The sequence below is a fragment of the Candidatus Binataceae bacterium genome (assembly GCA_036495685.1).
In the GTDB taxonomy this organism is placed as follows: domain Bacteria; phylum Desulfobacterota; class Binatia; order Binatales; family Binataceae; genus JAFAHS01.
Window position 1 is genome coordinate 1 of the sequence record DASXMJ010000121.1, and the last position, 24,535, is coordinate 24,535.

Genomic DNA, 24,535 nt, shown 5'->3' on the forward strand with positions numbered 1-24,535 from the left:
TCACGCGGTCGCCCTGTGAAACGAGGCAACCCAAGGATCCGACAATCAAATACGTAACAGTGCAGTCATCAGCGAGAAGGGACGGTGACACCCCGTCCCCCGGTAGCTGTAGTGGGAATTCGGCTCGCCACACGGTCGTGCGAAACTGGGACCGAACGCGTAGGCGTACCTCCACGGCGATTCGAAACGCTACTTGAGCCACCGGATGAACAGACGCCTGGCACCATACATTGTGCATTGCTGAGGCAGGGAGAGCCCGTATTCGCGCACCTCGCTGGCTGTCCAACACAGCGCGCCCCCCAATTGCACTGTGAATTCGCCGAGCAACGTACTCCGATGAGTTTCGGATTGCCGCTCCTACAGACGGCATCGTTGCCTCGATCACCTGTGGCCGAAGCGCTTTCCGTTCGCTGTCGCGTTGTCATTCTCGATTGGTCACGCGTCTCGTTGCGCGTTTCGCGCGTATGGTTTTGCACGCGCGCCGCGTCAGTGCTGCGACTCTCGTAACCAGTGGGCGGACTCTCGTAACGAGTATTGTTTGAAGCTGGTCGCGACGAAGAGGGTATCGTGTTCGAGACCCGCGGTATAACCTTGACCGAGTGACCGGGGAGGTTGCCCGCGCTAGCGCGCCCCTGGAAAAAAGCGACTCCCGCGGAAAGCATCAGCACAGCGAAGCCGTTGAGCACGCGACGCTTCATTTGAATCCCCTCTACCCGTTTTTAGTCCTCAGCGTATTAGTGTAGCCAAAATCCCGAGAAGTAAAAGGCGTGAGCCTGCTCCTCGAGCGGGAGACGTTGGGTGTTCGTTTCACCGCCAGACGCCTGGGCAGTCACCTCAATTGAACCCTCATCAGGCTGGCACAAACGCCTGTAGGCCGCAAACGACCCGTGCCACTTTGACTCCTAAGCGAACTCTCGCCGACAGCTCCAGATTTCTTTCGAATCAATCAACCAGTATTAGGATCGCGAAAAAAGCCGCACGCAGCGCCAAGGGCTGTATTCCAAACACATTTCGTGTGACAGATCTGCCTATGGGAATCTGGGTTAAATCGAGCTTAATCACGTTCGTGAGTCTAATGTTCTTGTTCCTATTGACCAGTAATCCGGGCGTGTTCGCGCAGGCATTCGACCCGGCTCAGATCCTCCAGCATCCCCAGTCTTACGACGGCAAGCGCCTGACCGCGTCAGGGACAGTGCGGCACGTCTTCGCGCAAACCACTCGACAAGGTAAAGACTATACGACGTTCGACCTATGTGACGACGTATGCATGAAGGTATTCGTATGGGGACATCCCAGATTACGCGTAAACCAACGCCAGTCCGTCTCGGGGAAGTTCGAGACCATGAAACGCGTCGAGGCGCAGACTTTTGAGAATGTACTAGAGACGCAAGAAGGATCAATTCGATAGCAAATTCGCCTTGCTCTCCAACCGATGACTCCGGCAAGCCCGGGCGCCCATAGTGATTCGCGAATCTTGACTGCGCCGACTGCACCCCTATCGCAGCCGAAGATACTCTGCCTGTTGCGCTGGCCGCGAGGACAGGTTGGCCGATACAGTTGCGAAATTCAGTTCGATGATACTGGGCAGATTACGTCCTTAACTGATCAACGGAGCATGCTCGCTTAGCGCTTGGTTTTTTTTCGAGGAGAACACCGGTATGCACGGTGATGTTTTTGCCTGAGCGTCAACTGGCCCTACTCGAGGGCCCGGTTGTTCAAATCATCACAGTTCGGTTCAAGAAAAGGCTCCTGGTTAACAGCGCCCACATTCCGACCTCGGGGGTACAGTGCCGAGCCCCACGCTGGTCTTTGCGGACGTGACGCTCAGCTCCAACAGCAACGCCACCTTCGCCAGCATCGACGGGCCGTGGGGCCCGGTCTTCGACACGGCCGGTGATCTGTGGTTTTCGAACGAGGGCATTATTCTTAACGGCGGACCCTCGGTGGTGAAGTTCGCGGCCAGCTCCCTGACGGCGAGCGGCACACCGACGCCCGCAACTCGGTTCACTCCAACCACGACCAGGACTGGTGTCACATCGCCGACCTACAGGAGTCAGTATGGACAGTTTGGGAAATCTGGCCGTCTCCAACGATGCCAACAACAGCATCGCGATTTTTAGGGCCAGGCAACTCAAAGGAAGCGGCGCGGTAAATCCAGGGACCTTCCTTATCGTGCCGCTACCACCCTCAAGGCGCCTACGGGCCTCATCTACGGACCCAACCTCCGGGCCACGCCCTAAAGGTAGTCGCGGCCGTTTTTAGATCTCTATTTCGCTAGGGCCCACCTCGAAGAGCCAGTGCGGACGGACCGTGCTGGCTCTCCTCAATTAGCTTTCGACCTTGATTCTCTTTGGCGCTCGATGGCACGGACTCTTCCCATGCCTTCGCGATAACTGCCTGCTGCACCAAATCCGGACCTCTCGAAAAGGTCGTGCTTGCGACCTGATCACCTCAGAGAGTCGGCTCGTTCACGCTGACTCGGCGATTCGCTTCAAACTGATCGCGACTGGCTGGTTACTCGAGCGTATCGACAGGCTGGCGTAGCCTCCAACTGACTCTTTACGTGATAGTTTCGCGAGTGTCACTCTGAAGAGAGTGTAAAAGGGGTGACCGTGAAAAAGATCCTTTGCTTGACAGGGGCTCTGCTCGCACTTGCCACTACGGCTGTCCCGCATGAATCTGCTCTCGCTCAGGGCACGCAGATTATCGAGAACATTTTTTTTGCGAACAACAACGCGCCACCGGGTCCGTGCTCGAATGCTGGCCAGAACGCTTTCGGCTACACACCGCCATACAATGATGTGTTGTTTACCGACCCGCAGTGGGGTGGCGTCTACCAGGAGATGATTCGTACCGTTCCCGGTGGAGCGAGCGATCACAATTTCTACTACTGGCGCAACTCCTTCAATGCCAATGGCACCTTGATGCTTGGAATTCAGAGTCCTCCGTCAACCAACGGCACCATGAAACCGTGGATAGTGGCGTTGTTCGATGGAAATGGCTGCTTTCTAAAACCGCTCTATGTCGCAGCGGGAGCGTCCGCCGACACACCTTCATTTAACTGGCGTGCGAATTGGTCTCGTACCGATCCCAACGTGTTTTACACAACTGGAGTTAGCGGACCGTGGCCGGGGATTAACCATCTGAGTCCTCACAGTATCTACGCGATTCACCCGTGCGCGAGCGGTCTCACGGGTATCAACGACCCTGCCTGCGGAGCTGGTAGTGCGATGGTAGTCACCCCACTATATCAATTCACGCTCTCGAATCCCACCGGCGCGAACCTTATCTCCACCGATGAGCCGAGTGGCCCCAGCCTGAGTGAAGATGGAACTCGAATCGGTATAGTCACGCGATCAAATGGATATTTCTCGAGCCACTACTATTGGTCATCTGTGGGACTCAATAATAGTACTACCGTTTCGCCCGGCAGCCTTCATACCTTTGATATAACGGCGAATTACCCGACAGGCTACTGCTATTCAACCGGGGAGGTCCAGAACAGCCGTTACATAGGAAATCGATGTCTGGTTCAGGCCGCCGGCTTTCGAGGTTCGGGGTCCCCGAGTTGCCCGACTGGCCAGACAGCCGCGATGCAGATCATAGACGATTCGACCGCAACTCCAACTCAGTATGCGTTTATTGCTCAGGATTTGAACGCACCCTGGTTCGATGGTGGGGGTCATGAGACGTGGAGCCCTTATATTTCGAACGCGCCGGGTGGTGGCTTTCTCGTATACAACCATACGGACGGTGGCACCAGTTACGCCTTGAGTGGTTGCGCGGCGGTATCAAACACGGCGAGCTGCACAACCTCGGGCGGTCTTCTTCCCGCGTGGCCGCTAGGAACGACCGTGATCGTCGAGGGCAACTCGGAGCCAAGGTATAACGGACGCTGGGCCATTACGGCGCTTACTAGTACGAGTTTCTCCTGGAATGTGGGGGTGATTGCGAGCGCCGGGGTGGGCGGCAAGGTTTCGGACGGTGACCAGTGGGAAATCCATTCGATTGGCCTTGACGGAACTGATGATGTGACGAACTTCGAGGCGGTCAACCAGCTCAGCGCTCAAACCCTCCATAGCTTTTGGCCCTGGGGTTCCCCCCTCAATGGTGGTACCGTTACTGACTTCTTTTATTCAGGTTTCGCCTCCAACAATGTATCCCAATATCCAGCTGTGAGTCTGTCGGGGTGTAGCTATTCGGGCACTGCCCCGACCGGAATTGCTACCTGCACCCTGTCCTCCGGCAATATTCCGGCCAATTGGATTGTCCCTGCCAACCAACAGGGCAGCGGTACCAGCACTCCGTACATTTATGGTGTCTCAGACGCTAGCGATCAATGCTACAACGGATCATTTTCGATCACGGCTTCAACGGTCAACACGTTCTCGTATCAGCCGCTGTGTACTCCGGCAGGAGTCGGGACTGGCGGACAGGTCTATCTCGGTCCCACCGACGAAATCTACCGCTGCTATCGCGGTGATGCGATCTACGGCAATGGCTGCGTTCCTGTAGCGCGAACCTATTCAGAGCAAGTGACATCCGATTTTTACTTCCAACCCCTCCCCAATGGCACGTCCGAAGGCGACAAGGTGGAATTCGATACCGCCATCAATCCGCCACCGTAGCGACCGTGACCTGGCGTACCGCAGGTCAACGGTGAGTTCGTAGGTCCGCTAAAAACCCACGCTGCTAGTGCGGCCCGCCCAAAAACCTGCGCCCTCTCCGCGAGGGCCTTCCGGATAGCCCACCCCTTCCCGCCGAACTCCTAGCCACCAAAGCGCAACATCGTGTTTTCAGTCCACACGTAGCAGTGGCCTTCTCTCAGATCGCCCCCATTTGAACAGGCGCATCGGTTTCCACGCTCAATTGCTGCGAAAACCTTGCAAGTTCGTGCCTGACTCTCGTTCTTCGAAAAGAACGTGCACATTCGAGCCATCCTGGACCCGCCTCCCGAAGCCATCTCGGGCCGGCAGTACACATTCACTACGCCTTCGACTGGCAGATAGCCGAGTAGGCGCATAGATTTCTAGAAGGTCGACGACGGAGAGGCGACTATGCGGATGTTTCTCCGTCCCTGGGTGCGAAGATTACGCTCGGAGGAGTAATTCGACGATGAAACTCCGCCTTCGTTCTGCGATCGCGCTGGTAGGTTGGCATCTGATTTCGCCAATCGGAGATCCGGCAAAACCGGGGGTCTTGCCACCGAAGACACCACTCTCTCAGTGGCGAAATCTTGGCACTTTCGACTCGTCGGACCAATGCCGGAAAGCGCTCACCGATCTACGAGCTTCCTTCGAACAGGACACTCGGAGGGAGATAACCGCATGGCGCAAACAAAACGACAATTCGCAAGTACAACGCGCGCTCCAAGCGGCGGCCGCTCAAGCGGTTGCGGAGAGATCGCTTTGCATCGCCTCCGACGATCCACTACTGAAGAAAACGCGCTCGGAAGGTCATTTGTCCTCACCGCCGCAAAAGGGCGATTCAGCCAGCCTCCATGCATCTGCTGAGATTCGAAATCCAAAAGGCCAGAACCCGGTCACTCAACCCGCGGGTAGTCGCGATGCCTCTCACCTTCGCCAGCCCACGGCAGCGCCCGACCACCCGGCGACGACCCATGCCTCGTCGGCTCCCTCACTTCCAACCTCGGTTGTTACTCTCCCACCCGCGGCTGGAGAAGCTTCGACGCCGGTCTATTCGCAACCGCGGCCCTCGTCGAAGGCGATTCACAACACCGAGCTCAACAAGCCGGTCATGATCGCGTCGGCGGGAAATCTGACTTTCTGGAGGTTGACGCCCGGGGGAGTCATCGCTCGGTCGACCGACGGCATTCACTGGCGGCCCCTTAACAGCGGCACCACGAACGACTTGTTTGCCGGCGCCGCGCCATCTGCGGAGATCTGCTGGGTGGTCGGGCGGGGCGGCACGGTCTTGCGCACCACGGACGGCGAGCAATGGCAGGCGATCGCGTCGCCCACTGATGTCGACTTGGTCAGGGTCGCGGCCAGCGACGAGCTTTCCGCTACGGTCTTCGCCAGTGACGGAAGACAATTTACCACGCGTGACGGCGGGCTTAGCTGGCGCAGCGACCCGGGCGGAAGCGGTGGGACGATGTGAAAGCAGGGGGGTTGCGCCGCTGCGGGATGTTTCCAATTTCGCGCACGGAAGCGCAGAAAATTCACCACGGTAAGATCGGCTTTATGGCCCGAGGTCACTTTCCAGCGAGGCAAACCAGCACCCGACCGCCTGACTCTCTTTTGCTGTCTGCGCGCTGCGCGAGACCCAACTTCGGTTACATCAGCGGGCGGAAAAGGCCAGCGAACTCATCAGCACAGTGTACTGCGCGAACCGAGCTGCTTGGCGGGGAATTGGGTTTTCCCACAAATTGTTCGCTGAGAACGACCGCAAGATGGGCTGACACTGGGTGGGGCTTTCTCTGGCTAGCGTCGACGCTGGTCTACCGGCGCTCGTGGCAGTTTCACGGCACCGCCGACGCGGGCTCACCTCCCTGAGCGGAAATCGTTAGCTGAACGGCGTAGAACCGCCTAACCCGCCGACTGCTGCTTGATTCTCTTGTGGAGAGCGACGCGAGAGATGCCAAGCAGACGGGCCGCTTGCGTCACCTTGCCTCCGGTTCGGGCGAGCACGCTGGCGATGTAGCGCGCTTCGAAGTCCGCGCGGGCCTTGGCGAGCGGCTGCGACTGAGTGGCAAGGTCGTCCATCGAGGGCAAAGCTCCAGCCGAGTCGGGCAGGGAGGGCTTCTCAGCGCTCCCGCCCAGTGCAGCCCACAGTTGCGCTTTGCCAATGCTCTGGCCGTTGGCGGCGAGCGCGACCGCACGCTCGATTTCGTTTTGCAGCTGGCGCACGTTGCCGGGCCAGTTGAAACGGATTAATGCATCGAGGGCGTCCGCGTCGATTCCGCCGATACGCTTGCCACTGCCCTGCGAGCTCTTCGCCAGAAAGCGGCTCGCGAGCAATGGAATATCCTCGCGACGATCACGCAGCGGCGGCAACCGAATCGGGAACACCGCGAGCCGATAGTACAGATCCTCCCGGAACGTCTTGGCCGTCACCGCGGCACTCAGATCGCGGTTAGTCGCAGAAAGAACTCGCACATCCACTTTCTGGGGTCGCGACTCACCGACGGGTGTTATCTCACGCTCCTGCAGGACGCGTAGCAGCTTGGTCTGCATCGGAAGCGGCATCTCGCCGACCTCATCGAGCAGGATCACCCCGCTGTTGGCCGCCCTGAACACGCCCGGCTCGTCACTGGCCGCGCCGGTGAAAGCGCCGCGCCGATGACCGAACAGCTCACTCTCCAGCAAGGTCTCCGTAAACGCAGCACAGTTCACGGCGATGAACGGCCCACTCGCACGATCACTCGCGCGGTGGATGGCGCGCGCGACCAGTTCCTTGCCGGTCCCGGTTTCTCCCTCGATCAGCACCGGAATCGATGATGCCGCTGCACTGCCGATCAGGCTCAATACCTGCGCTACCGCGGGACTAGTGCCGATGATTTCGCGCTCGAGATCGAGTTTGATCAGGTCGCTCCGGAGCGCTCCCACCTGCCTACGCAGCACCTGCTCGGAGGTTTGAATTTGCGCGAAGCGGTCGGCGTTGTTGAGCGCAATCGTAATCACTTCGGCTAGAGATTCGAGCAGGCGCAAATCCTCATCCCGAAAAGGGCCCTCTCGATGATTGATCGCCTCGATCACCCCGACCGTCTCACCGCGCGCGATCAACGGCGCAGCTAAGATCGCTCTGGTAGTGACTCCGGTCGTGCGGTCCACGCCAGTGTACCAACGAGGATCGCTGGCCGGATGGTCGACCCGCTCCGCGTGTCCACTCTTGAGCACGGAGCCCACGATTCCGTGGTCGGCCGCGAAGCGCAAGCCCGCCAGCTTGGCCGCGACCTCGGGATCCGCCTGCGAGTAATAGGGGAAATAAAGTTCGTTGCTTTCGCGGTCCAGCAACAGTATCGCGACGCCTTCCGCATCCAGTACCTCGCGGCACTTGCTGATTATGAGCGGCAGAAGGTGGTCGAGCTCTAGCTGTGCGGCAAATTCACGCGCCAGATCGTAGAGGACTCGCGTCCGCGGATCGCGTGAGGCGGGCTCCATCCGGCGTTATTCTGGCATCGCTTTGGCCCCGGGTCGATGGTGCTCACCGGGAAGCTTGGGGTTTGGTCCGACCTCCCGGAAAGGTTCCACTGTGGATGCCTTGGGCTGATTAGCGGCCTTTGAACAACGGTTTTCGGTGTTCGCGCCAGGCGCGATGTCCTTCCGTCTTATCGTCAGTGAGTTGGAGTGCCATGAAGCGGTATAGATCCGCATACGCAGTTTCGGCCAGTGGGATGTCATACCCAGAGTTTATCGATTCCTTCGCGACTCGGGCGGCCAGGGGCGACAGCGAGCAAATGTGCTCGGCGACGGTCGTCGCCTGGTCCATCAGTTTGTCATGAGGAACCAGCCACTGTGCGAGACCCATTCGATAAGCTTCCTCAGCGCGCAGGGGAAAACCCATCGTGAGGCGCATCGCGTGACCCTTACCGACCCAGCGCGCAGCGCGGATCGCGCCTCCTTGCGCCGGCAAGATTCCGAGTGCTACCTGGGGCAGCCGCCACTCGGCGCGTTCCGATGCGACGATAAGATCGCAGCAGAGGGTCAGAATGCATCCGATGCCGATCGCGTATCCATTGACGGCGGCTACCACCGGCTTCGCGAAGTCCGTAAGCATACTGATAGGACTCGAGCGACGGCGCCTCGGAAGATCCTCCAGGAAATCAGCGACGGAATTTTCTGTATGGGTGCGCGGATTCTTAAGATCGGCTCCAGCGCTGAATGCGCCGCCCTTGTCGTCGCCGGTCAAAATGACACAACGTACGTCGCGATCTTCTTCCAGTTCCGGGAGGCGCTCGCGAAAACCCGCGAAGAATTCAGAACACCACGCGTTGCGCGCCTCCGGACGACTCAGCGTCAGGATCGCGAGGTTATCACGCTTTTCGCAGATCAGCGGCATTACCCGTCCTCCCTAGATTTGATTCGTAATACAACAATCCAACCTATACCCCAAACGACCCCACAGTCTGTCAGCGATTTGGAGCTTGGCGTCCGGCTTCACCTGAGAAAAAGACGAAGCGCGAGCCGTTTGCTGCGTCGGCACGCGAACATCGTCCCTGGTAAGAACCTGCCAGACCCCGGGGTGCGGAGCAGCAGCGCGGCGGCGAGCGAAGCGACCAGCAAGTATTGCTGAGCGGCGGTACCAGGCGCTCCACGAGTAACTGTACCCATCCTAACGGTTTTCAGCCTCGTTCCATTGATTCCGCCGATGGACGCATCAATTAGACGCTGAGTCGGACGATCCTGGCCTCGCAACGACGGCCAGACCGCAAGGCGAGCGTCGCTATGGTGACCGGCAGTTTGAAGCGCCGCGGTCCGGCACTGCCAGGATTAATAAAGAGAACCCCGCCCCGCTTTTCAATCAGCGGCTTATGCGAATGACCAAACACGACGGCGGTCAAGCCCGCAGCCTCGGTATCGGAGTCGAGTTCTGCGAGGTTGTGAAGGACCCGGATAGTTTGGCCGCCAACCTCGACCAGGTCTTGCGCAGGAAGGCGCTTCGTCCAAGGGCCCCGGTCATTATTGCCGCGAATTGCGCGGACAGGCGCAAGAGTCCGGAGCGCCTTCAGGACGACTGGGTCACCGACGTCACCGCAATGAATGATAAGGTCCGAACCTCGCAACGCCTCGAGCGCCTCGGGCCGAATTAATCCGTGCGTATCTGAAATCAGACCTATAAGAGCACGAGCAGGTAATCGAGGTCCTCTGCTGGTCGTCCGTTTCATGGGATCAGAGCCTCAATCACGTCCGAGATCGAAAACGAGCTGTTTTCCCTTCACCGCAACGATCACCCGGACTTGCGCCTCTCCTGGGCGGTAGAGAGGTTATAGTCACAGTTCCAAGCCGATGACCTGGTTCGTAGACCTGCCGTGCTCGAGGATTTTTGCATAGTTGCGTGCGCTTGAACCGCAATCCAGATCAGCGACTTTCCGCATATAACGGTAATGAGCGAACGGCAAGTCCGGGCGAACTTCCGTGGCTCTTCACCTTTTACTGGACCCGCATCTCGATCCGGCGCAGCATCTGGGGTTATCGGAGCGGGAGGTTCTGAACTTATAAATCTGGTTGGGTATTCCGGTCCCGACGATTCCGCTCTGGCCCAATGAGAGGGCAGGAGGTGCTGTGATGACAACGAATGCGCTTCTGCCGACGATGGTGGTCGGAAGTTATCCGCAACCGGACTGGCTTATCGATCGCGACAAGTTAAGCACCTTCGTTCCACGCACCCGCGTCCCCGATTTGTGGCGCATTCCGGAGCGGTGGCTCGAGCATGCGCAGGACGACGCCACGATCGTAGCCATCCGCGATATGGAACGCGCAGGGGTTGATATCATCAGTGACGGCGAGATTCGGCGCGAGAGCTATTCCAACAGATTTTCCAACGCATTGGCGGGAGTCGATCCGAAGAAGGAAGGAAGGCTGACTCTAAGCAACGCGGGCCGGACTCTAACCATCCCGGTCCCGTTGTTCTCCGGTCCGGTGCGCCGGCTCACGGCCGTGGAGGTTCGAGACGTCACTTTCTTGCGCGCGCATACTGATCGGCAAATCAAGATTACCCTGCCGGGCCCGTTTACAATGTCGGAGCAGGCGGAAACCAGCTACCACACTGATCGCGAGGCGCTTGCGATGGAGCTTGCGGCTGCGGTCAATGAGGAGGTGCGGGAGCTTTTTGCCGCGGGGGCGGACATCGTCCAGCTCGACGAGCCGTGGATGCAGCGCTTCCCTCAGCGCGCGAAGCAGTACGGCGTCAAAACATTGAATAGGGCGCTCTCTGGCATTACGGGCACTACCGCGATTCACATCTGCTTCGGCTATGCGGCGGTGGTTCCGAGTAAGCCATCGAGTTACTCATTCTTGACTGAACTGGAAGGCAGCGTCGTCAACCAGGTTTCGATCGAGGCCGCCCAGCCTCGGCTTGACCTCGCAGTGCTTCGCGACCTTCCGACCAAGGTAACGGTCGTGGGCGTGCTTGATCTTGCGGATCGAAATATCGAGACACCGCAGGTCGTCGCAACGCGTATCGAGGCCGCGTTGCAGCATGTTCCTGCAGAGCGCCTCGCAGTCGCGCCCGACTGCGGTATGAAGTATCTTTCGCGTGACGTTGCCTTCGGCAAACTAAAAGCGATGGTTGAAGGGGCGCACCTCGTGCGCACCCGCCTCGACGGTCGTGCGGTGTAAAATCCTCTCCGGATGGTTCCGGGACGCGAACCAGGAGTCTCGGCATTGTCTCTCGAATCGGCGGAGGGGTTTCTTTCAGTTCTGGCGAGACGGGTCGTGGCTTGTGGATAGTGCGCTCCATCATAGCCAGGACCCGCAAACGACGGCGGACCCACGAGAGCGGGCGGAGGACTATCCTTATCGACGGGTGGCTACGTGCGTGAACTGACGATCATCTATGAACCCTATCCGAGCGCTGCCTGGAGAGAGACGGTAGTTCGCGGCGTCGATCAACATAACGTCGCGAGCACCGGCCTTGCCGATTACTATCCGGTCGGTTTCGTGATGCGCGGAGCGCGCGGCGAGGTCCTGGGCGGTCTGCTCGGCGATATCTGGGGCGGTTGGATGTCGGTGGGAAGCCTTTGGGTGGACCCCAGTTTGCGCGGTCGCGGCTTTGGCGCCGCGCTGATGGCGCAGGCTCATCATTATGCGTTGGAGAAGTCATGTACCCACTCGCATTTACGCACAGGCAGCTACGAGGCCCGTCCCTTCTATGAGAAGCTTGGGTACACGGTTTATGCGGAGCTGAGGGACCATCCGATCACGCCGCACGTGCGCTACTTCCTGAGCACGCGGCTTGATCCGAATGACGGCGCCGACACACCCGTCAATGATCCCGTCATCCAGATGGAGCCCTACGTTTCGAGCGAAACCGCGGGCGCAATCAGATTTGGGATTTCATCACACGCTTACGCGGCAATGGGTTTGCCCGAGCAGGCTTGGTGGCCTCATAATTTTTTTCTCCGCGACGAGCGGAGCGAAATCGTCGGGGGAGCGCTCGGCAACCTGTGGGGTTCCTGGCTCTATCTGGACTACGTGTGGGTTGACCGCTCACTCCGCGGCAGAGGACAAGCCACGCAGCTGGTTACGGCGGCTGAAGCAGAGGCGATTGCACGCGGATGCACAGGAGCATTTCTTGGGACCTTCAGCTTCCAGGCGCGGGCCCTGTACGAGAAGCTCGGCTATCGTGTCTTCGGCGAAGAGAAAGATCATCCAAAGGGACACATTCAGTACTTGATGAGCAAGCGCCTTCATGGGCTACACTGACGGCGGAGCGGCGTGTGTCTGCTGCACCTCCGCCGCTGAGCGAGAAGACTCCGCCAGGAACCAAATAGATGCTACTCGACAATCCTAAGGGAAATTACAAATTTCTAAGGGGTGCCGGCGTACCGTTTTCGGCGGGAGCGTTGGCCGACTCCGGATTCGAGATCGTCCATGCCAGCTTCATGCCCCTGGTCCAGCTCTCAAAAGGCTTTGAGCTCATCGAGCGCCAGCTGGCCGCGGCGGGCCGCCCGGTCAACGCCGTGTGCGGTATCGAGCTCCGCATCCCCAGCGCTTTGACCCCGGCCGGATTCGAGGAATTCAATCGCGACTATCTCGAGCGCATTACTGCGTGGGATGTAATGATCGATCGTCTCAATCCCATCGCCCGCACCAATGTCGCGCCAGCTGTGGTTCCAATCGCCCAGTCCTCTCTGTACGGATTCTATTACACGGTGCCAGCGCAGGGCCGCGAGCGTCCCGGCTTCGTATTGGCAGGCGCGCCTGAGATGACTTCACGCGATGGAAGAAGGGAAGTGGTCGCCGCCGGCGACGTCTCCCTCGATGGCCTCCGCCGCAAGACCACCTGCGTGCTCGAGACTCTCGGCAAGCTCCTGGCCGAGATGAAACTGGTGTGGAACGATACGACCACCGTGAACCTTTACACCGTTCACGATCTGCATCCTCTCTTCGCAACCGATTTGCTTCCCGCTCTCGGCAGCGCCGGCTATCGCGGCATCCGATGGCACTTCGCGCGGCCCCCGGTCCAGGGCCTGGAGCTGGAAATCGATTGCTACGCAGCCCGCGAAGAGCTGGTCCTGGCCCCCTGAGCTTTTACCTGCCGCCGGGAAGCCATCCGCCCAAGGTTTCGTCGTTGGGAGCGAGAGACCAGGTCCGGATAGGGCGGAGGCTTGCCAGCCGCCGGATCCCTGGCTCGAGATTTTGAAGTCAAAGGAGCGTCGCGTGCACGCAGAAACCAAAGCAGTGCTCGGTTCGAGAAGACGAGCTCGCGTTGTTCACGGAGCTGATTTTAGATCACAGGCAACGGAAAAACCTTGGGCCCAAGCGACGTCGTATGACGGCTTCTAGTGGTTCGGGAATGGAGATATAGCTTGGAGACGGCTGATTCAAAGCATGCGAAGCCACACGCTGGACGAAAATCGAGCTTGGATCGGCAGGGTGGAGTATCGATCAGAGGTCAGAGCAAATGTGCCGGAATATCAAAACGCTCTTCAACTTCGAGCCGCCAGTGACCAGCGAAGAGGTTCGAGCAGCTTCGCTCCAATTCGTCAGAAAAATCAGCGGCTTTAACAAGCCCTCCAAGAGCAACGAGGAGGCCTTCCAACGCGCCGTCGACAACGTCGCCCACATCGCCGCCGATCTTCTGCATTCGCTCGAAACAACCGCTCCGCCTAAGAACCGCGAAGAGGAGGCTGCCAAGGCAAGAACTCGAGCGGCCGCAAGATTCGGTTAGCCTCTAAACCTCTTGGCTAATGCGTCGCAGTCCCGGCTGCGTCCTTCAAACAAGGGAGTCCCGCTCGTAAATCCTTTCCTAATTCGCGCTCGCGCCCTCCGTCACTACTCGCGAAGGCTGGCTCTTCTGGAAGTGCGGGATCACATATTTGCCGAACAGGTCGATTGCATGCATCGTCTTGGCGTGCGGAATCGACCAGAACTGCATCATGGCCAGAAACTGATCGAGTTGCGCTTCCTTCTGAATCCGTTCCAGCTGCCTGATAGCCGTATCCGGGCTTCCGCAGATGCACATGCCGTGGTCAATCAGGGAGTCGATGGTAACCTTGCTAGGGTCTAGACCCTCGTACTGTTTGGGCAGCTCCGGTAGCTGACCGGCCGCAGGGTCTTGCGGCTCGGCCCCGGTCTTCTTAGCTTCCAGCACGGTGGAGTTCACCCGCAGCGTCGTGCCGACATAGGACATGAATGCGCGCTCGGCCTCTTCGCGCGCCTGTTTATCGTTGTCTGCGATATGGGTCATGGAAAAAGCGCCCGCGCGATTGTTCACAAAGGCTCCGTACGGTTTTGCGGTCTTAATCGCGTCGCGATAGGTCCGGACACGCTGCCCCAAGCGCTCGGGCGAGACCAACAAAGTGAAGGACAACAGGCCCAGCCCCAGCTTGCCGGCGAGCTCGTGCGTGTCATCGCTGGTGCAGGCTACCCATATCGGTGGATGCGGCTTCTGAACGGGCATCGGCACTACGGTACGCTGCGGAATATCAAAGTACTTACCCTTGTATGAGAAGGTGCCGTCCTCGCTCTTCCAGATCGTGGTGATGATGTCGAGCGCTTCCTCCCATCGTGCGCGCGTTTCCTTGTACGGGATGCCGAAGCCGCCCAGTTCAACCTGGGTTATCGATCTTCCCGTACCAACTTCCACCCGTCCGTTGCTCAGGATGTCAAGCGTCGCGACCCGTTCGGCGATCCGCACCGGGTGATTGTAAGGAAAAGGTAGCAGCACCACTGCGTGACCGATCCGAATCTTGCTGGTCCTCTGGGAGATGGCACCGTACAGTACTTCGGGTGCCGAAGAATGCGCGAAGCCGACCTGGAAGTGGTGTTCTACCGTCCAGAAATGGCTAAAGCCCACTTCTTCCGCGCGCACCACCTGGTTCATGACGTCATGGAAAGCCTGGTACTCGCGCTCACGATGTTTTAGCGGGCTGTTGACCTGGATCTCGTAGAAAATTCCGAAGTCCATCGTAGTTCCTCCGTTACCGCGCTTATCCAATCTGAAGCGAATCCCGCCATCTGGTGAGACCCCAGCGTGGGGTCACTGGACTGTACGACGCTTTAGGGGAATTTGCATAGTCCTCGCAGCGGCGAGAGGTCGTCGTGTGCCGGAACCGCTAAAGAATCCTGAGGCTGCGCGATCTGGTTGCACCCGTCAGTTGATTCTGTAACCTTCCGAACTCTGGTTCGAACAGCAGCTGCGGGTCGGTACGAATAACGCCGCCGGTTAATGATCGATCGCGCACCCGACGACAACCTCGCAAACCGGCCTGCATTGAACCCACAGTTGTTCAAACGGCGAATTATTTACTCAAGTCGCACGGTCGTAAGTTGACCCTCAAGTAAATGAATCAGACCTGCGACGTGCTCTCTGTCAGCTGCCAATTCGTCCGCTGGTCGCGACTGCAGTAACACGGTGAGGTCAGGCCCGACTGTGCTCGACACCATCTTGCGCAGCGGAGCCTCTGCCAACTGTTCCTCGAGTTGCGACCTGATGCTCGCGCGCCACGATTCAATTCTGGACCGCGCCGCAGCATCGAATTCCCTGAAGTCGGTAGCCGCGCTCCGCTGATGCGCGAGGTTGCCCATCGCGAATGCGAGCCGGCGCATCGTGTCGAGCGCATCCACCAGGTTGCTAGCGTCAATGCCGCTCGAAAGCCCCTGTAGCTGCGCGTCCGCCGCAACCTCGAGCATGTCTTCGATTCCGGTTATCACCTCGAGGTTGGTTGCGGCCACCTCCGCCGGTCCGCTGTCGGGCACAAGCGCCGCCAGACCATTCAGCGGCCGCTCAATTTGTTCCGCCAGCGTGCGATTTGGCGCCTCGATAGAAACCGCGGAAACGATCGCGCGAATAAGCATGCCGAGACTGATTCCCCAGATCGTCCAGATCGAGTCCACCATGTCGGGCCGCGGCCCCGGCCCGCTGAATGCGATCACAAACGCGGTGGCCCCGATAGCAAGATAAGACAGCTGGCCGCCACCCTCACCGAGGTACGTCATAAGTAGAACACTTGTGAAAATCGCCGCCAGGTACGGCGGAATCGAAGTAAAATTCGGCGCCAGCGCGATGGTACCCAGCGCCGCGAACATCAAGGCTCCCGAACATCCGATCGCGCGCATCGTGAATTTGCGCGCGGTCGCACCGTGGCTCGGCGGGCCGCCGATCATCAGCAGCCACAACGCGGCATGGAGCGCCGCGCTGTTGTCGTAGAGTCCTGCCATGAAAGCAAGCGTCATCGCGATGGTGTGGCGCACGCAAAAACGGACGAGAAATTTGTTCGGTCGGAAGGGTCGTCTCGGCGGCGGGTATCGTCGCGCGCCGGCCGACGGTAATTCCCGGGCGTCGGTGCTCAGCAGGTCGCCGATTTTGAGCAAATGCTCCGCCATCTCATCGAGTGCGCCGCTCTCCGACAGGAACCTGGCGTGAGCCCGAAAGAGATCGAGTGAAACCGTTGGTTGCGTGTGTTCAGGACGAGTCGGGTGGCTGATGTGGACAATGTACTCGTTGAGGGCACCGTCAAGCGCGTCCGCCATCTCCCGCAGGTCGCGCTTACGCGCTTCTTCATAACTCCGGCCGACCTGTTTACAAGCAACTACACACAGCCGCTCGATCTCATTGTGAATTCTCTCGGCGACCATTACCGTCGCCAGCAGGTTCGCGGAGCTTCGCGCCTCGTTTGCCTGGCGGGTGGCCGGTCGCAGCAACGCCAGATGGTACGCGAGTTTAGATGCAACGGTGCGATCGTGGTCTGGCGTCGCCTCGCCCAGGAAGATCATGACCAGCAAGGCGAGCCTCCGACGCGAGCGGGCCAGCGTGCTGCGCAGGGAGTTGGCGAGGACCATCTCCGCAGGCACTGGCCACAGCAGATTATTGAACAGCAGCAGCAATGCGATCGCAATCGCGACTCCTCCGTACATCTGCGCGTTGTCCCATCCGAGCGAGCGACGGTCGAACAGGACCATGTAGAAAGCCGTGATCGATGGAATCTGAATCCAGAGCCATAATCGTCCGAGCCTTCGGACTCCGTAGATGAGGTAGGTGGAGATTGCGCTGAATACAATGAAGGCGGAGATCAGCAATACCGGGCTGTCCGCCAACGCCCCGACTATGAACAGTGCCAACACCTGAATGATCGCTGCCATCACCAGGAACACGACACCAGCCGCAAGGTTGAATGCGAATTCGGGTGCGGCGAGGCTGACTAGTAGCGTGAGTCCGAGCGGACTCGCGATTTGCAGGGTGGCCATGATTCCTGCGCCGATCGCGGTCACGAATGCCACCCGGGCCGCACGCCGCCATCGGTTGGGAAACGGCGCGAGTTCCGCCGCCCAGGACCTGAACGTGGCTCGAAACGGCAGGCTTTCGTAAGCCAGCGCACGCTCGAAGCTTGCAGATGTCATTTCGCGCGATGCCATCGCTCGGCTCGGCTCTGTACGCCGAGTTTCTGACAATCTGGGAAGAGAGGCATTTTCAGCCCGAGCCTGTTCCATCTCTTTTCCGAGGCGAGTGTCGCGCCTGGCACCGGAGAGGAGATCAGCAGACCGCAAGGTGCTTCCTCAGCTCCTATTTTGCGCGGGAGCTGAAGGAGGAGGCGGCGAAGCCGTCGCGAGCTGAGCTGCGCGGTCGAAAGCCCCGTTCGCAATAGCACCACCGGGACTCCGGGCGGCGTCTGCGCTCGCGCCGTCATTTCTATGCGGTCCGTAGTAATCCGAGGAGCCTCAGATTGAGCAGCAGCAATCCTTCCACCTCAACAAAACGGGAAAGCGCAAGTGGCTCCGGGCCTAATTCCCGGCAAACGTCAATTTTCGCGAGAGGATCCGAACACTGGACCTCGCACGGGTTTTCGAAGAGCTTTAAGAGCGCGTTCGGGCACGAAATCCAATCGTCGTTCCTCCGGTGAAATCGTTATGCACTTTCACGCGAAAGACCACCAGACGCAGCAATCGCGACGGACTGTAGCTCGCCTCACCCACCACGCGCTGTACGTGTGCTTGTGCGGCTTGATCGGGTGTAGCCAATTCGCGGACAAGCCCGAGGTGAACCCCCGCGCGTGGGCGCCACCTACGATCGAGCGCGAATGGTCTCCGCCGCCCGCCGCGCGCAAGCTGGTGGGTTCCGCACCCGAAGTCGCGGCGCTGTCCGACTTACCGGCGTCGGACCGGAACCGCACGCTCGGACTTGGCGACTTGATCGTTTTCGCGCTCGCAAAGAACCCATCGACCAGGCGCGCATGGGAGTCCGCCCAGGCTGCCGCCGCGGCTGCCGGCAAAGCCCGCGCACCCTACTACCCGGTCCTGAGCTTCCACAGCATCGGTGGCTATCAGCGCCTCGTCGATCTGGTGCCCAATCATTGGGGCATTTTGAAAACCTGGCAGAGCCGCAACCTGTTGTCACTCGACTACGACCTTATCGACTTCGGACGCCGTGATGCGCAGGCGGCTTCGGCGATGGACCAGTTGATCGCGGCCAACCTGCTCTTCAATCGCCAGGTTCAGGAGGTCGTTTTCAACGTCGAACGCGGCTACTACAGACTCGATGCCGCCCGGGCAAGCGTGATGGCGGCCGAGGTGGCCCTCAAGCTCGCGACTACCGATCGGACCAGCGCCGACCGCCGGAAACAAACCGGCCTGGCGACGCAGCCCGAAGTACTTCTGGCGCGACAGCGCGAAGCGCAAGCCGAATACGATCTCGAAAACGCCCGGCTTGACGTGAGCCTGGCCCAGGCAGACCTCGCCCTTGCCATCGGCGTCCGCGCGGACCAGGCGCCCGAGATCGAACCCCTCCGAGCTCAGCCGCTGCCCCCGTCGCTTGGCGGAGACGTCGAACGGCTGATCAACGACGCACTTCGAGAGCGACCGGATCTGGCGGCTAAGGTCTCCGCGCTGCGTGCTCGGCAAGCGGAGGTCGCTCTCGCCCGCCTATCGCTATATCCGACGGTTGGGTTCTCAAGCTTCTACGGCGCACAGGCATTTACCTATCGGCTCTCGGCGCCACGGACCCTGACCTTTACCGCGATAGCGCCAGAGTATGCCTTCGGGATCGACCTCAGATGGCAACTCTTTACGGGTTTCTCGCGCATCAACTCGATCAAGGAAGCGGAGGCCGATCGCGATGCCGCGCACGCGGATCTCAGAAACGCCGAACTCGAGGTGGCCGCCAACGTGTGGCGCGCGTACTTCACCTACCTGACAGCACGGCGCAAGTACGACTACGCGGAGGCTCTGATGGCGGCGTCCCAGTCGTCTTACGACTCCAACTTCAAATCATATGGGCACGGACTCGCGACGATTGTTGACTTGCTCTCGGCAGAGCGCGAGCTAGCAGCAGCGCGTTACGCGATCATTCAGAGCAAAGCCGAGGTACTTGTTTCGGCGGCGGCCGTTACTTTCGCGACCGGATCAAGCGCGCTGGCAGCGCCCGCTAGTGCTGCCAGCCCGTGACGGTTACTACCGCAGTCTCGCCCATGCGAAACGGATAGCGTGGATCTTGATCCTCAAGCGTGATGCGTACTGGAAAGCGCTGCGCCAGGCGCACCCAGTTGAGTGTCGGTTCGGTCCGCGGCAGTCCCTCCACCGTGGCGCCATTCTCTTGGAACAGCGCCCATCCGACCCCCTGTACGCGCCCGCGAAATCGCCTCCTCGGATAGCCAAGCAGAAACACTTGGACCGTCATTCCGGGGCGAATTCTGGCAAGAAAGGTTTCACGAAAATTCGCCATCACGTACCAATTTCTGTCGTCGACCACGCTCACCACCTGTTTGCCTTCGTTGGCGTATTGACCCACCGCGATATTGAGGTTCGTCACGTATCCGTCGAACGGCGCATAGACATGGGAATACTCGACGTTGAGTTTCGCTCGATAAACTGCCGCTTGCGCTGCTTTTCGGCGCGCGTTGATGTCGCCGTATTTGCCCTGCTCGTTGGTCGCGCGGGCGACGTCGCTGCGCGCCCTTTGCACGGCGGCTTTGGCGGCTGCCAGCTTGCTGCGCGCGTTGGACACGTCGTTGGCGGTGACGAAGTTGTCGGGCAGCAGGGGAGTCAGCCGGTCGAGGTATTGTTGGTCGTATGCGCGATCCGCATCCAGTTCCACCGCTCGTGCTTTGGCTGCCGCTATCGAGTTGTCGAAGGCGCTGATCTGGAGATTGGTCAGGTCCAGGTTGGCTTCGGCCGCATCCAGATCGGCCTGGTACGGCCGCGGGTCGACAATGAACAGCAGGTCACCCCGCTTCACATGCTGATTGTCACGAATGGGAAGCTCGACGATGGGTCCGCTCACATGCGGTGCGATCCCGACCGTGTTTGCGCGCACGAAAGCATCGTCGGTCTGCGGAAACAGGAAGTAAACGCGGGTGACGTAAAGGGCGAGGACGATCGTTACCAGGTAGACGACCGCGGCGAGCACCCTCCCTGCGATTTGCGCGCCCATATCGGGCCGCGTCTGGAAGCGCTCGGCGGCCATCGACGACTCAGGTGCGATTGAAAAAGATCACCCAGACAATCATCGCAAGCATCGCGATCAGGCTGGGATAGAAAATCGTTAGCGGACCAACGTTAGGCTCCAGGCGGGAGAGCAACAGTAACGGGCGCATCAGTGCCGCTAGGACCGCGCCGACCAGCATGCAGAACAACCAACTCGGGAAATTCGCCCCGGCGATAGAAATGATCGGGTCGCATGCCGTGAACGCTAGCGTCGACAGCAGGATGGTCGCTACCATCAAGCATGATTGCAGCGCGACCGGTCGACTCACAGTCCAAGTTCTTACACCAAACCGGGATTCTGTGACACAGCGTTTTGGCCCTCCCGGTTCTTTCCGCGCCACCCGGTTTGCAGAAACGCGCCCCTACGCGCTGTGCCCTGCCGACCACCCCGGAATCATCGCGCGCGAAAAACTCCCGATGCAGGTCACTCTCAGTAGAGCCAGGCTCCAACCAGGGTGCCGGCCACGATCGGCATAAGTACGAGTATCGATCAGGTCGCGGCAAACTACAGCGAGAGGAAACGCATCGGCAAGAGTCCAATCATCAGAACCGGCAGCACAGCACTAGGGCCCAGACCGCCCGCCCGTCATGGTGGCGACGATGAATCGGATCGATGCCGAAGGCCAGCGAGTGCGCGCCGAGTGGACCTGCACCGCTTCAGTTCTTGCCGAGCCGATGCGCGGGGTGGATCTCTCGCTAGACGCTGCGCGACAGAAAGATCGCCCGCCTCGAGACCACAGTGCTCACGATTCGGTCGGGTAAGGTGCATCTCGTTCCGTTTGCAAGCACTGTGAGCGCGCGGAATGATCGGAATGGGGAAAACGGTACGCGGGGCCCACGAGGCGCGCGCGGCAAGAGACCTACAAATGAACCAAGAGGAGAACGCGGCTCCAGAAAGCCCTGATATGCGAAGTTCCAGCTCCACGGAAGATAACGCCACCCTTTTCACTCGGCTGATCGACCATCACATTCGTTTCACCGTCGCAAAACGACAAATTCAGCTCTCGCGCCACGATTGGTATCGCGTAACCGCGCTCGCGGTGCGCGATATGCTGGTGGAGCAAATGCTCGAGACGCGCGCACGTTTCGAGCGTGCTGGGGCCAAGAAGGTTTTCTATCTCTCGGTCGAATACATGATCGGCCGTTCGCTTGAGAACAATCTGTTCAACTTGGGAATAATCGACGCTTGCCGCGAGTGTTTGGCCGAGAACGGAATCGATCTGCGGGTGCTTTTCGAGGAGGAGCCCGACGCCGGGCTTGGCAACGGCGGTCTGGGGCGCCTTGCGGCGTGCCTTCTCGATTCGCTCGCGACACTCAACACCCCCGGGTATGGCTACGGGATCAACTATGAGTTCGGATTGTTCCGCCAGGAAATTCGTGATGGCTTCCAGCAGGAGCGTCCCGACAGCTGGCGCCGGGAGATGTCGCCATGGCTGCTCGCTCGTCCGGAGCAGTCGTGCATCATTCCGGTCTACGGCCGCATTGAACGCCGCTTCGACCGGCGCGGCGAATATAAGCCGCAGTGGGTCGATTGGCGCGGCATCGTCGGCATTCCCTCCGATCTACCGATCTCCGGGTACCAGAGCCCAGCGGTGAATTTCGTGCGGTTGTTTGCCGCCGGCGCCTCCGATGAATTCGACATGCAAATCTTCAACGCGGGCGACTACGTAAAGGCGGTCGAGCAGAAGATCGTTTCGGAAACGATTTCGCGCGTACTCTACCCTTCCGATGCGGACCAGGCGGGACGGGAGCTGCGCCTGTTGCAGGAGTACTTTTTCGTTGCCTGCGCTGTGCGCGACATCGTGCGCGACTTCTTCGATCGCGGCGAAGACGTGCGCGATTTTCCGTCCAAGGTCGCCATTCAGCTCAACGATACCCATCCGACGCTCGCGGTGGCGGAGCTGATGCGGCTATTTATGGATCAATACGAAGTGCCCTGGGATATCGCGTGGGAAGCGACTCGTGGCGCCATCGCTTACACCAACCATACCCTGATGCCGGAGGCCCTCGAACGATGGCCAATCGGGCTGATGCAGCGCGTGGTTCCGCGACACCTCGAGATCATCTACGAGATCAACCGGCGCTTCATCGCGGAAGTCGCTGCGACTGCCACCGAGGACGACCTTACCTCGCGTGTCTCGATCATCGAAGACGGCTTCGATCCGCAGGTGCGCATGGCACACCTGGCCATCGTGGGCAGCCATTCGATCAACGGCGTTTCCAAGCTTCATTCCGAACTGGTTAAGACCCGATTGGTGCCCGATTTCTATCGTTTGTGGCCCGAACGCTTCAGTAACAAGACAAACGGCGTCACGCAGCGGCGCTGGCTGCTGATGGCCAACCCGGGACTCGCCGAATTGGTGAATGAAACCATCGGCAGCGGATGGATCCGCAATCTCGAAGAAATTCGCCGCATCGAAGCCTGCGCCGACGATCCCGCATTCCGATCGCGGTTCGCCGCCATCAAGCGCGAGAACAAAGAACGGCTCGCGACCATCATCAGCCGGATTACCGACGTGGAACCGGATCCCAGCTCCTTGTTCGATGTTCAGGCCAAGCGCATCCACGAGTATAAGCGACAGCTCCTCATGGCGCTGGGGATCGTCCACGAGTATCTCGCCCTGGTGGAAGACGGCATCGAGCCGCTGGTGCCGCGTACTTATTTGCTCGCCGGCAAGGCGCCCCCCGGTTATTGGGCAGCCAAAATGATCGTCAAGCTCATCAACAGTATCGCCACGGTCGTCAACAAGGACGAAAGGACGCGGGGTTTGCTCAAAGTCGCATTTCTGCCCGACTACCGGGTTTCGCTGGCCGAGAAAATCATTCCAGCGGCCGAGCTTTCGGAACAGATTTCCACCGCCGGCATGGAAGCTTCCGGAACCGGCAATATGAAATTTGCGATGAATGGGGCGCTCACGGTAGGAACTCTGGACGGCGCTAATATCGAGATTCGCGAGGCGGTCGGCGCGGAAAATATCTTCATCTTCGGTCTGACCGCTGAAGGTATTGAAGATTTGCGCTCCGCCGCCAGCTACGCTCCCAGAAAATATTATGAGAGCGATACGCGTCTTCAGAGGGTTTTCGATGCACTTGCGTCGGACCGGTTCTGCCCCAGGGAGCCGGGCCTGTTTCGATCGATCCCCGACCGGCTGCTGATTCATGACCCATATTTCGTGGTTGCCGACTTCGCATCATACATAGAGAAGCAGGCGCAGGTTTCTCTAGAATATCGAAAGCAAGATGCGTGGCTGCGAAAGGCCATCCTGAACGTTTCCCGAATGGGTCATTTCTCGAGCGACCGCACGGTTGCGGAATACGCCCGCGAGATTTGGCGACTGAGCAACCGACCAGAGGCCGCGTCTGCCGAAACCGAACCGGTATAGAGAAAGGCCGGGCTACCTGTGTGGACCGCGGGTGGGGGGCCTCGCGGCGAGTAGCCCGGCCGTGCTTGGGGACAGGCGCTGTTGGTTCTCGGGGGAGGAGATTTGCAGCGCTGACGGACTACAAGCAAACCCTGTGCCCGCGCTGGTCGTCAACAAAATCGAGCGTGAAATGTCACGCACTCTTCGCGTAATGCGAGCGGCGACCGAGGCCCTGCGCTTCAGGGGGTGCGGATCCTCGCGAATTTCAAGCATTTTCGCAACCCGGAATCGCTTCAGGCAAATGCCCGCACTTGGCAATTCGCGACAGGTCGAACCTGTGAGAGGAACGGGGGCGCAACATGACTGTTGCACTCACGAGACCTTTTGATGCACAAGAGCGTCACCAGCGGCGCTGAGAAGGTAGGCGCCCTTACATGCGAGCCTTAGGCAGTGCACGCTAGATATCGAACAATGCAATCGTTAAGCGACAATGTGAAACTGGACCGTGACCCCTCGAGGGCCCGAGTCCCCACGGAAGGCGCCTACCTTGATTCCATACCCCGCGTAGTT

The 24,535-nt window shown here is 59.5% G+C and carries 16 protein-coding genes; 9 read left to right on the forward strand and 7 right to left on the reverse strand.

The genetic code is table 11. The annotated features are described in order from the left end of the window. The first annotated feature begins 1,066 nt into the window (after positions 1–1,066). The 3 genes from VGI36_12160 to VGI36_12170 all read left to right on the forward strand — a co-directional run bounded on the left by VGI36_12160 (position 1,067) and on the right by VGI36_12170 (position 6,120). Positions 1,067–1,408 carry a hypothetical protein gene (locus VGI36_12160; GenBank protein ID HEY2485898.1) on the forward strand — a complete coding sequence of 114 codons (342 nt, stop codon included), beginning with the start codon at positions 1,067–1,069 and terminating at the stop codon, positions 1,406–1,408. 1,204 nt (positions 1,409–2,612) lie between these two features. Further along, entirely contained in the window at positions 2,613–4,628 is a 2,016-nt protein-coding gene (locus VGI36_12165; GenBank protein ID HEY2485899.1) for a hypothetical protein, read from the forward strand. A 1,129-nt stretch (positions 4,629–5,757) separates the two neighbouring features. Then, complete coding sequence (locus VGI36_12170; protein ID HEY2485900.1) at positions 5,758–6,120, forward strand: hypothetical protein; 363 nt, start codon at positions 5,758–5,760, stop codon at positions 6,118–6,120. Positions 6,121–6,548: 428 nt separating this feature from the next. Here VGI36_12170 and VGI36_12175 read toward each other — a convergent pair whose 3' ends face one another. Further along, positions 6,549–8,123 carry a sigma 54-interacting transcriptional regulator gene (locus tag VGI36_12175; GenBank protein ID HEY2485901.1) on the reverse strand — a complete coding sequence of 525 codons (1,575 nt, stop codon included), beginning with the start codon at positions 8,121–8,123 and terminating at the stop codon, positions 6,549–6,551. A 109-nt stretch (positions 8,124–8,232) separates the two neighbouring features. Next, positions 8,233–9,021, reverse strand: a complete 789-nt coding sequence (locus tag VGI36_12180; protein HEY2485902.1) for an enoyl-CoA hydratase-related protein — start codon at positions 9,019–9,021, stop codon at positions 8,233–8,235. A 478-nt stretch (positions 9,022–9,499) separates the two neighbouring features. Here VGI36_12180 and VGI36_12185 point away from each other — a divergent pair, with 478 nt between their 5' ends. The 4 genes from VGI36_12185 (at position 9,500) to VGI36_12200 (ending at position 13,210) form a co-directional block, all read left to right on the forward strand. After that, positions 9,500–9,772: a hypothetical protein gene (locus VGI36_12185; protein ID HEY2485903.1), complete on the forward strand. Its 273-nt coding sequence runs from the start codon at positions 9,500–9,502 to the stop codon at positions 9,770–9,772. Positions 9,773–10,247: 475 nt separating this feature from the next. Next, positions 10,248–11,300, forward strand: a complete 1,053-nt coding sequence (locus VGI36_12190; protein ID HEY2485904.1) for a hypothetical protein — start codon at positions 10,248–10,250, stop codon at positions 11,298–11,300. Between the two features lie 195 nt (positions 11,301–11,495). Beyond that, a complete protein-coding gene (locus VGI36_12195) occupies positions 11,496–12,386 on the forward strand; it encodes a GNAT family N-acetyltransferase (protein HEY2485905.1) in 891 nt (296 codons plus the stop codon). A 68-nt stretch (positions 12,387–12,454) separates the two neighbouring features. Continuing rightward, on the forward strand, positions 12,455–13,210 hold the full coding sequence (locus VGI36_12200; GenBank protein HEY2485906.1) for a hypothetical protein: 756 nt from the start codon (positions 12,455–12,457) through the stop codon (positions 13,208–13,210). 368 nt (positions 13,211–13,578) lie between these two features. Here VGI36_12200 and VGI36_12205 read toward each other — a convergent pair whose 3' ends face one another. The 3 genes from VGI36_12205 to VGI36_12215 all read right to left on the reverse strand — a co-directional run bounded on the left by VGI36_12205 (position 13,579) and on the right by VGI36_12215 (position 17,540). Next, positions 13,579–13,770 carry a hypothetical protein gene (locus tag VGI36_12205; GenBank protein ID HEY2485907.1) on the reverse strand — a complete coding sequence of 64 codons (192 nt, stop codon included), beginning with the start codon at positions 13,768–13,770 and terminating at the stop codon, positions 13,579–13,581. 162 nt (positions 13,771–13,932) lie between these two features. Continuing rightward, positions 13,933–15,093 (reverse strand): LLM class flavin-dependent oxidoreductase, encoded by a 1,161-nt coding sequence (locus VGI36_12210; protein ID HEY2485908.1) that lies wholly within the window; start codon positions 15,091–15,093, stop codon positions 13,933–13,935. A gap of 338 nt (positions 15,094–15,431) precedes the next feature. Further along, positions 15,432–17,540, reverse strand: a complete 2,109-nt coding sequence (locus VGI36_12215; protein HEY2485909.1) for a hypothetical protein — start codon at positions 17,538–17,540, stop codon at positions 15,432–15,434. A gap of 492 nt (positions 17,541–18,032) precedes the next feature. On the opposite strand from VGI36_12215, the gene VGI36_12220 reads away from it, so the two are divergent. After that, the gene (locus tag VGI36_12220; GenBank protein HEY2485910.1) at positions 18,033–19,565 is read left to right on the forward strand and encodes a TolC family protein; all 1,533 of its coding nucleotides are present in this window, start codon (positions 18,033–18,035) and stop codon (positions 19,563–19,565) included. Here the strand turns inward: VGI36_12220 and VGI36_12225 are convergent. Together VGI36_12225 and VGI36_12230 are read right to left on the reverse strand one after the other, a co-directional pair. After that, positions 19,546–20,583 (reverse strand): biotin/lipoyl-binding protein, encoded by a 1,038-nt coding sequence (locus tag VGI36_12225; GenBank protein ID HEY2485911.1) that lies wholly within the window; start codon positions 20,581–20,583, stop codon positions 19,546–19,548. The genes VGI36_12220 and VGI36_12225 overlap by 20 nt on opposite strands. Before the next feature lie 7 nt (positions 20,584–20,590). Then, the gene (locus VGI36_12230; protein HEY2485912.1) at positions 20,591–20,872 is read right to left on the reverse strand and encodes a YtcA family lipoprotein; all 282 of its coding nucleotides are present in this window, start codon (positions 20,870–20,872) and stop codon (positions 20,591–20,593) included. Between the two features lie 636 nt (positions 20,873–21,508). Between VGI36_12230 and VGI36_12235 the strand changes: the two genes are divergently transcribed. Beyond that, positions 21,509–23,986: a glycogen/starch/alpha-glucan phosphorylase gene (locus VGI36_12235; protein HEY2485913.1), complete on the forward strand. Its 2,478-nt coding sequence runs from the start codon at positions 21,509–21,511 to the stop codon at positions 23,984–23,986. The last annotated feature ends 549 nt before the right edge of the window (positions 23,987–24,535 follow it).